Here is a 17,012-nt window from a genome sequence, read left to right as displayed (position 1 = left end):
TAGAAAACCCTGAGAAAGCTATATTCCCACTAATTAGGAAAAGTCTCATTCTCTTTATAATACAATTATAACCTCCACAAAATATATATTAGCAAGGTAGGGATTTAAATATGAACTGCATCAAGTAGCTCCATACATAAACTATACAGTATTAGCTGGAAAGATGATGAGAAGTTTATCATTGACGTCCAGGTGCAATGCTCTAGTATATTTAGTGATTGCATTATTCACTCTATCTAATTAGTTGTAGATGACTCTAAGTGCTAGTATACAAATACAAAAATATTAATCAAGTTAGAAAATAGTGGTATTCATTAGATGTTATATTGAAATTATCTTACCAAGAGTATGTTAGGGACTATAATATATCATCCCTATCTTTATTTTGCACACATCTTTTAAAGGTAATTAATAACCAGTTTAAGATAAGACCACTCGGATAATCTTTCTAGTAAATAGTATTTTTATTCAAATCATAAGAAAGTTTTTCATGATAAAAATATAAAGTCAAGCAAGAATGATGATAATATCATCCTATCCGAATTTACCTAGATTCCTATTATTAACTCTAATAACAGAGTTTAAGTTTTAATAAAAGTCTATTTAATGTAACTTAGGAACAGTACAGTAATCCTGACAAATATTAGCCTCCTTTTAAGAGTAAAGCTGCTGACGTTGAAGCTTCAATTCCTTATGTCAGTAATACTTCCTAGCAGTTAACAGGGTATTTGAAAAAATGCCAGAAATCAAAAGATACTTGTTCAAGTCCACTTGGATATATAGCATAGTCAAAATACAAATAGTATCTTATTCTTAGGCAACAACTCATAACATTATACTAGTGAAAAATATATCATAGACTAAATATAACTCCTGAAGTAATATAAAGTTCTTAACTTACTTTGAATAGCAATGACATATCCTCTTATTAACTGTTATTGTATTTAAGTATTATTTAGATTCTAAATTGCTTAGAGTACCATGGGTATTGAGCTTAGTAACATGTCTGAGTTATTTAACCAGCTGTTTCAATATTTTGATACATGCTTATAGAATTAGATATTCATTTTGTACATACTCTAATACTAACCAGAGTATGAAAATGTTTAAAATAGCTGACCACTCAAATTATTTTGATAATCTTAGTCGAATACAAATAGATTCCTAGTTAAGGAGTTTATTTACTTGGATAATTGAGTTAGTAAAATTAGGATATCTATAATAAGTAAAAATATCCCATTTGAGATTATAGGGGATATTTTTTATTTTCTGGAGTTCCCTAATTCCAATTATCGCTATGAAATATGCCTAAAACTGGAGCAAGAATAAGTCCTGCAATAAAACCACCAATATGTGCCCAGTAAGCCACTCCTCCTGTTTCCACACTCATATTAGCTGCTGCTTGTAGACTTGCTATCCCAGCGATAACATTTTGAATAAAGAAAAATCCAATAAGAACAAGGGCGGGAATTCTAATAGTAGTTACAAAAAAGCCTAAAATAGCTAGTGTTAAAACCTTTGCTTGTGGAGAACTTATGACATAAGCACTCAAAATACCTGAGATTGCTCCACTTGCACCTAAGGAAGGAATAGCAGAATTCATACTAATAAACCACTGACATAAACCTGCAAATCCTCCACAAGCTAAATAAAAAATTAAATACTTAATATGACCTAATCTATCCTCAATATTATTACCAAATACCCAAAGAAATGACATATTAGAGATCAAATGCCACCAGCCACCATGTAAGAATTGTGATGTAATTAAAGTTGCTAATTCTGGAAATTCTTGACTAGTTAAGACTATACCCTGAAAGCTATTACTTAGCTCCTGGGGAATTACTGCATACAACCGAAAAAATTTTTCTAACTCTACGTTAGATAGACTAATTTCATGAAGAAAAACAATAATATTGATACCTATTAACCCATAGGTAAAATATGGTGTAGTCTTTGTTGGATTTTCGTCATAAAGGGGAAACACAGATTTTATTCCTAATAATCTACTTTATCTGCAATATAGCTTGAATAAGCAAAATTATGGAAGGCATATAATAAGCTCAATTTTTAGGTTAGGATAATTATCATTTGGACTATAATTATTTAGCGCAATTTTTCCAATTAGTTCAATTAATACTTATAATTAATTCTGCTAGTATATTATTTTAATCCCAAAAGCTCTAAAAATAGTCTTTTTACTTCTGATTTTTTACTTATATTTATGTATAAATTTGTAATTAAGAAAATATGAATTTTATAAAACCTTGTATATGTATACAAGTAATATTTTGTTGATGTAATAATTATGTCAGTTAGTATTTCCAGATAAACCTGTACAATAAAGATAAAAATAAGGTTTCTCATTAGTTTAGCCACTAATTATAACCCTATAGATTAAACCTCAAAACTAGCTTGGTGTAGAGTTAGAGATTAACTTAAATATACTTATCTTTTAGATAAGGTTAAAACCTATAATATAATACCAGAATAATAAGTATTTTATGTAACTAGTTACATAAAATACTTATTATTCAATAATCTAACCTTATTATTTTAGAAATATATAAGATATATAAATAAAATTTTAGACTCAATACGGAGATTATAATGCAGTTTTCATCGACATAAAAATTACATGTATAGCAAGGCTTTTACAAAAATAATAAGGTTCTGATTTACAATCATTCAACTTTATGTTATGTATGAATTATACTCTGGTTATGTATTAGATAAAATATTTATAATATAATGACATTATTTATTATAGTTTTTATTCTAACAAACATACCTTATTGATTAAATTTTTAGAAATCACTATCTTGATATTAAATTTATTTATCGATTTTGACTTTTGTCAAAATCGATATTAATTATCTTATTTTCACTTCAAAATTAATATGATTAATGCTGCTTTCTATAAACTCTACTGCAAAGTTTTAGCATGAATTTCAGATTGTTTATTTCTCATAATTCTCGATTAAGTAATTTCTATACTTTATTAAATAATGTTAGTAATAGCAAGTATTTTCACATTGGCTTATTAGATTATATTCACTAATACACTTATGTTAATTACCATTTTGGCTACCTTCCGCAAAAAATATTTTATCTAATAAAATTAACATATAGATCTATCAAATAACCTCCCAGTATTTGCTGTTTGATTTGTATATTATTATTTTAGCTATTTATTTAGGCATTATTTTATTTATGTTTCTCTCATAATATACTAATTGATATGTTTGTAGTTGTATTTTTTAATTTTTTTAGGTCTATAAATCTTTTTTTGCTAAATTATTGCTAGAAATACAAAGAAAAAATATATTAATAGTCAAATTAATCAAGACTCCAGATGGAAAATTTGTGAGGGAATTATGGTAATCAATTAATGATAGTTTTTCAGTTACTACTGCAACTAAATAGAGGTTGCTTATCGAAGCATAAAGTAATTATATGGAAACCAGATGTAAAGTTGGAGAACGTGGATTAAATCCATAATATAGAATCTAGAATATTAGCAGTTATTATTCTATTAGTGATACAAATATTAATTTTGGAAGTATTTTTATACTATTAATTTTCAATGTAATTTCTAACCATCTATTTGGGTTTTTATTTATCACACCCATAACACAATACAAATATTATATTTTAATCTAGTTATTTTTACTTATAGGCGGATTTTGCATTTTACAAGTGGTAATTAGTAAATAGTTAAAGAGAAACAATGTTTACAATATTTTCGGATGGCTTATGAATAAGTGCATGCTACCATACATCATTCAGGGTGGAATCGACTAATATGACAACCTACTTGACTTCTTATAAATCAATTCAGTGACATTATTCATTTTTACTGCTGATATATCCCTAAAATAAGAGATAAGATCAAATGAATACCACCCATATCAACCCCACCAGAGCGCAGCGTATAGATCAAATTATAAAAAAACGAAAAAATTTTAGTGCTAAACTACAACGTGATCAGGAGAGTTTAGAAGCTTGTAAGTGTGCTCTGATAAATCTAAAAAAGCATCGTGATGATTTAATTACTAAAGGCATTGATGCTAATTCTGCCGTTTGCCTGAGTGAAATTGATTTTAGTGTACTGGAAAATATCAAGACTCTGATTGTATCCTTACAACAACTGTATGATCGCTGTACCCGCAACACCATTAATATTGCGGTGGTTGGTTATGCCCGCCAGGGAAAGAGTCGTTTATTACTTAGTTTGACAGGGTTAAAAAATACTGTAATTCCAGATGGTGGTAATGGCTATTGCACAGGCACATTGAGTAAGATCTGTCATGAACCAGGATTATTAGAAGCGAAAGCAAAAGTGAAATTTTCTTCTTGGCAAGATTTTCGAGAAGATATTCTCAATCCTTATTATGAAACCTTAGGTTTAGGAGCTACACCTACAAGTTTGGATAATTTTGCTAAGTATCCACCACCTCCCTTACCAATAGACCGTCGGGATAGTGCAATTGACAAAGCTATTTATGGACATTTACGAAAGGACTATTTTTCCAATATTCGAAAGTATTATCACCTTTTAGGTAAACCATCGGTGGAGATTAGCGAACGACAAATTCGGGAATATGTCACTCAAGACACTAAAGATGGAAGTGGGGAAAAAATTGTTAATTATTTAGCAGTAAAGGAATTGGAGATATCTTGTCCTTTTCCTTCCGAGGATATTGGCAAAATTATGTTAATCGATTTACCCGGGTTGGGAGATACTAACCTTATTGATGCTGACCGCTTGGTTAGAACCCTACGCTATGAAGCCGATTTTGTATTGTTTGTGCGTCGTCCAGAAGCTAATGCTGTTTGGGGTGGAGCACATATCAAACTGTACCAAGTAGCAAAAGAGGCCTTGGGAGAATTGCCCTTACATGAATGTTCCTTTATGGTTTTGAATCGAACTCAAAATAGCGTGGAGGGAGGAGATAATAGTTATCGGTGTCAGATGTTACAGACGGAGTTGAAACAAACGCCAATTAGTGTGGAAAAATGTGTGATTGCAGATTGCTCCAATCCAGAAGAAGCTAATTCCCAAGTTTTAGAACCAATTCTGAACTATCTAGCAGATAATATTGAGTATATTGACAAAAAGTATGCTCATTCTTATCAAAAACAAATTGATCATTTGCAGTGGAAAATTAATATAGAATTAGTCAAGGCAGAAAAAGCTTTAGCTTATTATGCTGATAAAGATATACTATTTGAATTTTTATTTGAGAAGTTTTGGCAAAAACTTACTAATGATTTAGAGAATCTACTGACTCATTTTTCCCAACATCGTCATGATCAGGATTACAAATTTGCTACAAGAATTCAGCAAGCTGTTGATAACTGCCGCCATGATACAGGTATTCCAAAAACGTTTGAAGAAATTATGGAGCGTCGCAATTTCTTCGGTTCCTACACAACAGCATATAACGAATTTTTACATGAAATTCGCACCCATTTTCTGCAACATTTCCTTTCCTTAGATGTGGGAATGCAGGAATCTGTGGGAACACATAAGTTATTAGTTTCAAAAGTATTCGAAACTAATTTAGGAGATATAGCTAATGGTAAAAGTTTAGAATTACTGCAAGCAATTGCCATGGACTTGCCAGAGAATGCTACTACCTTAAAAGCTGCATTTAGTGCGTTCAATAATTTTAATGTTTCTGGGGCAGCACAAATTCAGCGACACATCAGAGAGAATCTTAATAGGCTCAGACCCGATGATAATCGTATGACCTTTTCAGAAGTGGCAATTGGCAGTGGTCTATTGCCGGTAGATGCATCTCTACCTAACCAAGAAGAGTTAATTTTAGCTGCTCTGCAAAAACTCCACAAGGAAGCTGCAGATAAAGCGGAGGAAGCTCTTAATAAGTTGCTTTGTGAACCTAGTTTAGATGCCTATTATATGGTAGAAGTATTCATTGACCGCATACTCCGTACTAAGGGAGTACAACTGGAATGGCGTATCTTTTTACGAAAATTATCTCCTAAGGTCTGGCCTGAATTTCAAGAAATAGAAAAACGTATACAACTACAAGAAATTTGGCAGGACTTAGTTAAAAAAGCTAAGAAAACAAATGAATTCCAAAATAAACAGCTCATAATTTATGAGCCTAAGACTAATTAAATACTACTAGAAACTAGCAGAGCAGCAATTTTTTCGCTTATTTCACTACATTAATCAGTTAAGATTATACTTAATAAATACAATAAACAACCAAATAATTTTTGTGCTTAGTATAAAGAATATAATAATACGATAATAACAGGAAAATACAAATAGACTAATAAATTTTATAAAGCTTTCTAGAATAATTTAGAAGTTAGTTTGATGATTTTCAGATAATTTCATAGGGTTTATAACTGAAATTATAATTGTGTTCAACTACTCCAATATGATTAAACATCTATTGGGGATAAACGTTAAAAGGTGACATAAAAGGGCATTGATTGCGGTACAAAGCAAAAACCACATTATTAAAATCAGGGTTGGGTTGTGTTTTGTCTAGTACTTGGCAGCAATAATATTATAGGAATTCTCTCTAGTATGCATATAGTGAGTCCCTGTTATACGAAATGATCTAATTTAGGGGTATGAAAAAGTTATTTTGAATGCTAAACAAAAATCATTTTGGCTACTTCCACTATGACTGAAGAACTTTACATAAGATGAAATACAATTATCCTAATCCAAGAATTTAGAGAAGTTTAATATTGTAAATCATACTAACCTACCAAAAAGAGTAAATTACATCAGTGTAAATATATTTATTGAGACTGCTTAATATAGTCCAGAATACCTCTTGCTATTCCCTCTGCCATTTTATTTTGGAACCATGGGCTTTTTAGATTTTTGGCATCTGCTTGGCCCGTCAAAAACCCTGTTTCAACAAGTATTGAAGGTATAGAATTCTTCCTGAGAACATAGAATCTTGCCTTTCGTATACGTCGGTCTTTCATCTTAATAGTTTTAAGAACCCTATTATGAACATACTGAGCCAGTTCAAGTCCTGTATTGTAATAATAAGTTTCTAATCCACTTACTTCGGGACGATTCATACCAGCAGAATTGGCATGAATACTCACAAATAAGTCCGCACTTGCCTGTTCTGCTATTTTGACCCTACCCGGTAGAGTTACAAAATAATCAGACCTACGAGTCATTATTACTTGAATACCATTTTGCTGAAGGATTTCGGTAACTCGTTTGCTAATAGGAAGAATTACCTGCTTTTCTTGCAAACCTCCAATACCTATTGCACCAGAATCCTTACCACCATGGCCAGGATCAATGATAACGACTAGTTTACCCTTTTTTATAGGTATAGATTGAAGAATATTTCCAGATACTAAAATATTAGGGACAGGTCTAGGATTAGGAAAAGGTAAGGAGGGTAAACCAACAATAGGATTGTTATTGCTGCTAATACTATTACTGTATCGCTGTATTTTTAGAGATAACAATTTCCCCATTTGGTTAAGGGTACCCATCCGCACCCCAGAAGCTGGTTGTATAAAAATCACAACTGTATTTGGGTTTTGCTGTTGCTGCCTAACTCTTAATACTGGACTGTTGGCATTTAATTTTGTTTTTTTAACATTTGCAGATAACTTGGCATTAGAAATTTCGATGCGGAACAAGGCAGTCTTTCGATCCCATCCACTACTACTGGCTGATAATGGATGATCGCCATGAATCAATAATTGACTCCCATCATTAGTCAGTTCTATTGACTTAATTGTAGAAATAGCATTATGAATAATAGGATGTGATCCCAGTGTATATTTTGCTTTTTGAGTATTAGTTAATTTCTTAGCACTATTACTACTAGTAAGATTATGCACCATACGGCCAGGTAAAATTACTAACCCACCGATATAATCACTACTCGCTTGCCAGTCAGGACTACTTTTATCAACCCTTAATGTCATGCGTACTAAGGAAGAACTATTTTTAAGCTGTTCTACTTGAATCGTTTCTACCCCATGTTTATTGACTTGGATTGTTCTAGGAGAGAAACTAGGGGATATCCTCGCACTATAAATATCCATAGTAATTGTCTTGCGATCTTTACTGCGATTTACTTCTACTTTTGGTCTCCCACCACTAGTACGAACAAAAAATCCATCACCTGTCACCAGCAATCTTGTAATTTCTGCCTCATTACTAGTATTCTTTAAAACTTTAGAACCTTGAATGATTTCTGAGTCACTAGAAGTATTAACAGTTACAGCATTATTGTATACATTATTTTTTGAAAAGGTATTAGTATTATTTATTTTAGTTAGTTTGGGCAGTTGTACTAACCATCGACTAGGAGTTGTCCCAACAAACTTTACTTTTTTGGGGTTAAGAGTATACCCAGGACTCAATTCCACTACTAAACGTGCTGTTTGAGGATTAAATTGCCCCACGCGAATTGCTCTAATAGCCTTATTGACCGGTTGAGTTAGGTGGCTTTTGCCAAATGTTGTTTTTGGTAAATCAATAATCAAACGTGTAGGACCAAAAATCAACTGTGTTTGGGGCTGAACATATCCATTAGTATTAATTTCCAAACGATTTTGATTAGCATCAAAATGCCAAGATTCTAATTTTGTTGCTAATGCAGGCGAAGATAATGCGAATATTGTTCCAATAGTTCCAGGTATTAACCAGTCTAGTTTCACAGTGCTTTTTCCTGATATGCATTTACGGGATTTTAACTACCTTCAACGTAGATATTGCTGTATCTTTTTCTCGAGATGTCAGCCTAAGAGGTGATTGCCTTTCATAGGATAGTTATGCTGTCATCAGAATCTGAATTTTTCTCAATAGAAAGAAGCTATTCTGCATCCAGCCCTGCTTTTTTGTGCATTTTATGGATTTTATACTGACTTTCCTCCGTAACCATGGTGTATCATCCAAATAAATGTAAAAGTTCCTATTGTTTAGAACATTAATTGTTTTTCCATGCAGTTATAACACAAAGTATAATTTTCCAAAGCATCAGAATACACTAACCAAAGGGTAATCAGAACATACATCAGTAGTCAATCCATATCAGTAAACTTTATTATTGATGGGGGAAAAATTGTCATATAGAGATTGGGAAATATTACTGTAAATCAATTATTTTTCTGATGCTGATAATAACTATGAACTTATGCATTCATTTTGTATATTATCAGGGATGTAAATTCTTGAATTTTTATATTAAGGAAGAGTCAAATACATAATTGTGTTGACAATAACATTATGATGTCTTTAGTCTACATCTTATCAAGACGTAGACTTTTATACATAAGTTTCTTTCCTGAATTTTATTTTAATCACCAAAGTCAACTATGTCATGTATTACAAGATTAATAGCTCAAATGTGTGATTTTATTTTCTCTGATGCACTGCAAAGTATAGTAGTACTTGTAACTGTATTCCTTACACGGATAAACTGTAATTTAATACTATTAAAGAATTGATGATATTTAAGAATTATTTATTACTCAGAATTAATAACCGAGAAAATGCTTAACAAGGATAATTAAGACTTTTCTTGTCAATTTACTTAATCAAAAAACATAATTTATCAAAAATATATTTAATATATTTTTGATAAATTATGTTATAGGGTTTGCTAAAAAAATATTTGATATTTATTCTATGGTAAGAAATTATGCTGCTTAGCCTACAATAATGCCGATTCAATTAGGATATGAAAAAAGTCTATGATATTTTGAATGCTAATTTATATTCTTGAAACAATTGCTGTTATTTCTTGATAATGACTAAAATCATCTCTGGTAATAAACTTTCGTTTAGTAATATAAGGTTCCCAGTTTTGCACGTCTTAAAATAAAACTATCGGTATAATCCAAGGAGAGAATTTATTATTTCCTTGGATAAATTGCTTTTCATCCAAACCACAATCGATGTAAATGTTTGTTAGGTAATATCTTGGATAATATATCTTGTTAATTCGATGAGTTTTTGGCTTCCATAATTCCCCTAAATTTACCTGCTATAAAATTCATTACTAATCCTAAAAATATTAAATTATGAAGTCTTTGTTATATCCTTTGAGATTTTTACCACCATTAAAATTGCTATATTGTCACACTATCACCCTAAATTGACTCTTAATCTAATCCTCTATTGACAAACATCCTATAATTGATGAAGGATATTAGTCCTAGTAATATATTCAGACTGCTTATAAACCTTTTTGCATGTTTTCTGACATTGAAGAAAGTCTTCAAATCAACTATATAACTTAATAAATTTTATTAAAATCAAGAAAATTATATTTGATAGCTATATACCAAACAAAGAGTTTTATAATAAAGATTCTTTTAGACATATACTGAGGGGAATCGCCAGAACACAATTTTGAGTAAAATACAAAAAAATGCTATTGACACCTTTAATTTGTAACTTGATAATACCGTAAGTTTAGGTTACGCAAGGCTTGGTATTTACATATAAATAATATTCTTATTGGCTTAAAAAAAATCGAAGCAATACCAACTATTATAGCATTTAAAGATAATTCAGCAGAAATAGTAAGAACTATAATTATGTCAAATAAAAAAATATGCTCGTTAAGAACTAATATAATTTAGGGAAGTATTAAGCAATATTTTAAGAGAGAGAGGTAGAGATAGAAATATCAAAAACTCATCATAATAATATTTACCAAGTATTATGTTAATCATTTGTAAAATGAGATATAAACCTATCCAAGGTTAGTTATTACTGTATATTTGATGGGTTTGTATTTCCAACCTATTCCTAAATTTATAAATTATAATAAAGTATTATATCTTGTATAAGAATGAAAGATGTATTATTTAAATATAAATTGAATAATACATCTCAACTTGCTGATTTTTGTGATCAATAGATTTTAATATAATATTTAATATCTTCGAGAAACAGGCATGTATTCTCAAAAATAATTAGAAAAATCTGATCACAGAGAAGAAAGATTAATTTTAAGTAGAAAAAATTAGGGAGCGGCTAATTATAAAAAGTTTTATATTTATAAAGACAAATTACCAAGCATGATATTATTGCTTATATTCCAAATTTAAATATATCTGTGTTTTCTTGATTTCCAAGAAAAATATAATCATTTCCTTCTACTCTGTAAAAATGCAACATAAATAAATTTATTCAATAAAAAATGAAACTCAAAAATATAGTTAAGTAAAAATGCTTTTATAAGCATAAAATAGGGTAAATAAGTTTACTATCATCAGACTTAATATATTATCTAGTATTTATTTATCAGTGCTACTAGCATGGTTATTTTTTCAGAAACCTACAGAATAAACTTCACAGGCAAATAGAGTTAAAAATTATTATGTTTCACTCTGAGTAACTTTCTAAAAAATAATATAAAAACTACTACTTGTATAAACAAAACCTTACTTATACTAAAAATATTCTAAACCGCTCATAGTCAATTTCTCTGGATAAAATACTAAACAAATTTCTAATGAGAATATATTTATAAATTTTGTATACATCAAGATTACTTGTGATTGAAATAAAAATACGTAATTGTTAATATCTGTAATTAACCCAAAAGCACACCCTAAAAAATTAATAATCAAAGACATATAGGTATTGAGTCAAAATACTGAATTTAGATAGAGCTTATATTTTTACATAAAACTAGTTAACTCTACTACTTTTTCTTTTAATTGTGCTAATCATCTCTAAAAGAAAAGTATGTGATTTAACTATATTCCTTACCCAATGATATAAATAATTCTCTTCCTTAAGGTTTAAGATTATATATAAATAAAAGGTAAAAAGTTAATAATTAAGATAATTAGCTATTATAAGCTTGAATCCTCAATAAAAACTTGATGCAGTGAAAACATCATATACGAACTCCTTCAGAATTTTATAGAAATCTACAGAAAAATAAAAAATTAATAAATTATTACGATTAAACTATTAATATAAATTTCAGCTTCTATCATGTGCAATTTGGACTTAGTTTATTTATTACAGCCGGAGATGTAACACAAAATAAAACAGACTCATAGTTCGTTAATAAGCTTTATGATTTATCATAAGACAGACAATTTGTCTTATGGTAGTTAATACCTGATAGCTTAAGACAAATCCAGAAAACTATTAATGTTTGTTGAGTTTGGCAATAGGAGCTTAATTTGCAGATATCAGAACTTTCTATAGGAGATTAGCCTATAGAAAGTTCTGATGTTAATCCAAAATTATTAAAGAATAAAAGGAAATTTTACTGCTTGAAGAAAAGCGTATGAAAGACTATTAAGTATCATATATTCTCCACTTCTCCCATCTATCATTTAGAAAAATACTATTTGAGTATGAAGAAACCAAAACAAAATATCCTTCACAAATAATAAAATCATTCACACTCAAAAATATTCCATCTTTATCGAAATGGGGTATAAACCAAAGCGGAGTACTTACAAACAGCTATGTCAATTTTGACAAGCTAAGCAGTTCAACCAAGCAATATAAGTGTCTAAGACCTTGGTACAATAATTCTATTACGATGTTAAAACTCGCCAATGACGGCCATATCATGTAATTTATAAGGGTAATTACTCATGAATACAAGAGAATTGTTAAAAACTCAGGTTTTTTAAGAAAAACTATCAAAACATATACTACCAATAAATCTCTATGGAGTTAAGTTCCAAGGGGGTTTACAGCATTTAGTAATCATGAATAGTCTACCCTTAAAACCAATTCTATTTGAGTATCAAATAGAATCAAACTCCTGTCTACCTTCCAATGCTTTTACCAAAGTTACTTCGTCTGCATATTCCAAATCGCCACCTACAGGCAGGCCAAAAGCAATCCGGGTAACTTTAGTAAATGGCTTGAGTAACTGGCCAAGATATAGGGTAGTAGTTTCACCTTCCATACTGGGACTAATGGCAACAATTACCTCTTGGGGCTGCTGTTGACTAACTCGCCGCACCAAAGCTTCAATATTTAATTGTTCTGCTCCAACCCCATCAATGGGAGACATTACACCCCCCAATACATGATATTTGCCCTTATATTCCCTAGTTTTTTCCAAAGCGATCACATCACGAGAGTCAGCTACTATACATAGGGTTTTAATATCCCGTTTAGGGTTACTGCAAATTTCACAAATTGGATCGGCAGATAAGTGAAAACATTCCCGGCACAAGCCCACCTGTTTTTTTGCATTAATTAGGGCTTGTGCCAAATCTTGTACTTCATCTCCTGAACGCTTGATAACATGCAGAGCCAGACGCTGTGCTGTTTTGGGACCTATCCCTGGCAAACGTTGCAATTGCTCTATTAACCGGGCCAATGGACGTGCGTAAACCGTAATTTTATCTCCAGTATGAATGCCTTTCAACTATCATGACATCATTAGGACATTTTGGATGGAGATTTACAGCAATTTACAGTTTTTTGAAGTGTGCAATTTTAAATGACTAAGACTATATTTACATTGTTTTCTATTCAATTATGATTATTTCATTACACGATTGCAGTATAAAATTACTCCAAGTGCTTATTAAATAGTTTATGGTGTGTATGAATACCCTAAAGTAATCTAGTTTCAACATTAAAATATTCTTAAGACACTTTATACATCAACAAATCTTTACATAATTAATCTCTAGTTCTCATGCTTGATAAAACCTCATAAATAGCAGTCGTTGGGACTCTATCAGTAATTTCCACACCACCTATTTGTGTGGGTAAGATAAAACGCACTTTCCCTTCTTTAACTTTTTTATCCTTTTGTAAGGCATCTATAATCTTACTAATATTTAAACTATCAGGTAATTTTGTTTTTAAACCTGCTTTTTCAATAAGTGCGTTCTGTCTTTGGGAATTCTCTTTGGTCCACATTCCCAATTTTATGGCAATTTCCCCCGCTGCGAACATGCCAATAGCAGTGGCTTCTCCGTGAGTTAGCTGGGTATAACCAGTTAAGCTTTCTACTGCATGACCAATAGTATGTCCGTAATTGAGTATTGTTCTTAATCCGGTTTCTTTTTCGTCTTTGCTTACTATATCAACTTTGGCCTGACAAGAATATTGTAAAATAAAGTCCATTAACTCTGATTTAATATGCCATAGTTGACTTAGATTTTTACTTTTTTCAAGACGGGCAAATAATTCTGTATCCCAAATTATGCCATACTTTATTATCTCTGCCATTCCTGCACGAAATTCTCGTGATGGTAAAGTTCTTAGTATGTAAGGATCAATTAATACTAAATCAGGTTGATGAAATGCACCAATTAAATTCTTCCCTTGGACATGATTCACCCCTGTTTTGCCACCAATTGCCGCATCTACCATAGCTAAGAGAGATGTTGGAACCTGAATAAAGTGAATCCCTCTTAACCAAGTTGCAGAAGCAAAACCAGTCATGTCACCAATTACTCCACCACCCAGTGCTATCATTGTTGATGAGCGTTCCAGGTGGTTAGCAAGGGCTACATCATAAATTTTTTGAATTGAGTTAGGGTTTTTGTACTGTTCCCCTGCAGGAAGAATTTGATGCGCTACCTTAAACCCCTCAGACTCTAAGGAGTTAATAACTTTTTGTCCATAATGTTTGAAGATAATAGGATTAGAAATCAGTAATACTTTGTTCCCTAATTTTAAATTGGCCATATATTCACCTAGCCGCCCTAGACTTCCTGGCACAATCATAATGTCGTAGGAATGTTGTGGTAAATTAACTGTTATTATAGATGCCATACAAACACACTTTCAAATTTAATAGGGCGTATTGTATCCTAGTCCTGGGGGTGTTTATCTGTATTTTGTGAAAAGTCAATGGACAATAATTGGTGATTCAATGAGAATGATGAACTAATATGGAGAGATGCAAATGTTAGGCATAATCATATACCTGGTTTTCTTAGGTTTATTTATTGGTATTGCTACTGTTTTATTGTTCGGCTTGCGTGCAATTAAATGGTTGTAGTTTATACAACTAATTGTAAGAGTCGCTGAAAAAGAATTCTGCCCTTTAGGTTAATCTTCTTAAAAGGGGTTAATCTAAAGTGGTTTTTGCAGGCCTTAATTTTTATTTTGGTGGGTTCTATATTTAAAGATAGAGCACTCCTCTTCGTAACATAAATACCATAGGGGCACTTCCAAATTAGCAAAGTTAATCTATGAGAGATATAGGATGTAACCTATATCCCCTCACTGCCACATATACTGCAATTTTCATTTAATCGTAATACATACTATACTACAACATATAGATAAATCAAATAAAGGAGTTTACTACCTACTTTTAAAGTATTTTGCCGGAGGGGTAAATAAACTAAGTCCGAAAAGTATGCTCATCTTAAGTTATTTTCTGGTCCTGAAATACTATAAACACTGTTATGAAAAAAGGGTATTTTTAAACAGGTAAATAACAATGTTTCATAAAAACCCTTAGATTTGGATACCAGATTCCATTGCACTCATATGGGCAAATATTTTTATATTAATGCATAATTTTCCTAAGCTATAAGCGTTTATTGTTACTTCACTTGATTTCAAAAAACAACAATTACTTAATAGCTAGGCTTTTTCTATTTCTGATGTTTTATTTTCAATTGAGAACGATTCTATTTTTGGTAAGCACCTATTACCTATTGATAAAGACCCAGTTTATTTTTAACTTAAACTAAAATAATATCTTTTAATTCAAAAATCTCAATAATTTAATACGTCAATCAAAACCTAGAATGATTATGAGTTGTGTTTTTGTATTTCATATTTCATTTAAGAGAAAAATAAAATTGCTAATATCAATAATATCAAACTCAAATTGTTGACATGTTTGCATTATAGTTTACAAATTTATTATCAATATTTCCTGAAATAAATGTCCTACAATTATTTATAAATCAATATTTTTTATTTATTTATAGTACCCAAATTACAAGTTAGTGGAAATTGCCTGGACAGGACAAGTAGGTATGCACTGTTCACAAACTATACAGCGTGACTGCGCAAATATTAGCTTGAATGTTTCTGGGTGTAAGGTTAAGGCTTCTGTAGGACAAACCCCAGTACATAAACCACAATGAACACATTCATCTTCATCAATAATTATCTCACCTAAAGTGGGAGATATTTGAATATTATGTAATTTCATCCATTCAATAGCACAATCTAACTCATCTATATCCCCCGATAGTTCTACTACTAGTTTACCAATTTGATTGGGAGCAACCTGAGCGCGGATAATATTAGCCGCAACATTGAAGTCCTTTGCTAATCGGTAAGTAATAGGTATTTGGATGGCACGCTTAGGAAAAGTAAGGGTAACTCTTTTTTTCACGTTTTTTATAGTTATGTAATGTTGGATATTTGATAAAATTCAGTTTTTTGTAAAAATTTAGTGTAGATTCTAAACACAAAATATTTACAAAATGCGTGTCTAAATTAATTTAGTCAGCCTAGAATTTGCCTTTATCAATCTTAATCTACTTTGATTGCAGCAAGTAGATAACTTGGTACAAACACTTGTGCTTTATTTTTCTAATCTATTTTTTCTATTATAAAAATATGATTAATTCAAAGTAATGATATTTCTTGAATAAGACTCTATTTTTAAAGATGAGTGATATTGATGTCAGTTATATAACCATCATATTTAACATTATTATTCTATCTATAGGGATATTAGCTCTATATCTAAATTATGTGTGATACATATTTATATTATGCCTCTCAATGTTTTCAACATTTATATTAAATAAGTATTTATTTTTAAATTTGGGGCTAATTATTCTACAAAAATTATAGACATTAATTTGATTATTTATGACTATTAAAGTAGTTAATATTATTAACTACTTTTTGTGTGGATTATACTTTGTGCTAAGATACATTATAAGTAAGTCAAAGTGAGTATTCAAAAAATTATCATTTATTTAAAAAAACTTAATCACTCCATTATGAGTAATTTGCTGATCATAAGAATTTGCATAGATTATATCTGAAT

General features: G+C 30.6%; 7 protein-coding genes. 2 read left to right on the top strand and 5 right to left on the bottom strand.

Annotated features, from left to right (window positions below; translation table 11 throughout):
- Positions 1-1,279: 1,279 nt before the first annotated feature.
- Positions 1,280-1,987 (bottom strand): rhomboid family intramembrane serine protease, encoded by a 708-nt coding sequence (locus tag RINTHH_RS09630; protein ID WP_044305002.1) that lies wholly within the window; start codon positions 1,985-1,987, stop codon positions 1,280-1,282.
- Positions 1,988-3,895: 1,908 nt separating this feature from the next.
- On the opposite strand from RINTHH_RS09630, the gene RINTHH_RS09625 reads away from it, so the two are divergent.
- Positions 3,896-6,148: a hypothetical protein gene (locus RINTHH_RS09625; protein ID WP_008235904.1), complete on the top strand. Its 2,253-nt coding sequence runs from the start codon at positions 3,896-3,898 to the stop codon at positions 6,146-6,148.
- A gap of 641 nt (positions 6,149-6,789) precedes the next feature.
- On the opposite strand, the gene RINTHH_RS09620 is transcribed toward RINTHH_RS09625, so the two are convergent.
- The 3 genes from RINTHH_RS09620 to aroB form a co-directional block, all read right to left on the bottom strand.
- Complete coding sequence (locus RINTHH_RS09620) at positions 6,790-8,691, bottom strand: N-acetylmuramoyl-L-alanine amidase (protein WP_008235902.1); 1,902 nt, start codon at positions 8,689-8,691, stop codon at positions 6,790-6,792.
- A 4,070-nt stretch (positions 8,692-12,761) separates the two neighbouring features.
- Positions 12,762-13,325, bottom strand: coding sequence for a recombination mediator RecR (gene recR, locus RINTHH_RS09615; protein WP_231291189.1), 564 nt, complete (start codon positions 13,323-13,325; stop codon positions 12,762-12,764).
- Positions 13,326-13,654: 329 nt separating this feature from the next.
- Positions 13,655-14,758: a 3-dehydroquinate synthase gene (gene aroB / locus RINTHH_RS09610; protein ID WP_008235900.1), complete on the bottom strand. Its 1,104-nt coding sequence runs from the start codon at positions 14,756-14,758 to the stop codon at positions 13,655-13,657.
- Positions 14,759-14,885: 127 nt separating this feature from the next.
- On the opposite strand from aroB, the gene petL reads away from it, so the two are divergent.
- A complete protein-coding gene (gene petL, locus RINTHH_RS10570; RefSeq protein ID WP_081606253.1) occupies positions 14,886-14,987 on the top strand; it encodes a cytochrome b6-f complex subunit PetL in 102 nt (33 codons plus the stop codon).
- Positions 14,988-15,941: 954 nt separating this feature from the next.
- Here petL and RINTHH_RS09605 read toward each other — a convergent pair.
- Positions 15,942-16,346: an NIL domain-containing protein gene (locus RINTHH_RS09605; protein ID WP_008235899.1), complete on the bottom strand. Its 405-nt coding sequence runs from the start codon at positions 16,344-16,346 to the stop codon at positions 15,942-15,944.
- Between the last annotated feature and the right edge of the window lie 666 nt (positions 16,347-17,012).

The organism is Richelia intracellularis HH01 (genome assembly GCF_000350105.1).
GTDB lineage: Bacteria > Cyanobacteriota > Cyanobacteriia > Cyanobacteriales > Nostocaceae > Richelia > Richelia intracellularis.
Note: the sequence above shows the minus strand (reverse complement) of the source record. Positions and strands in the feature narration are given on the sequence as shown.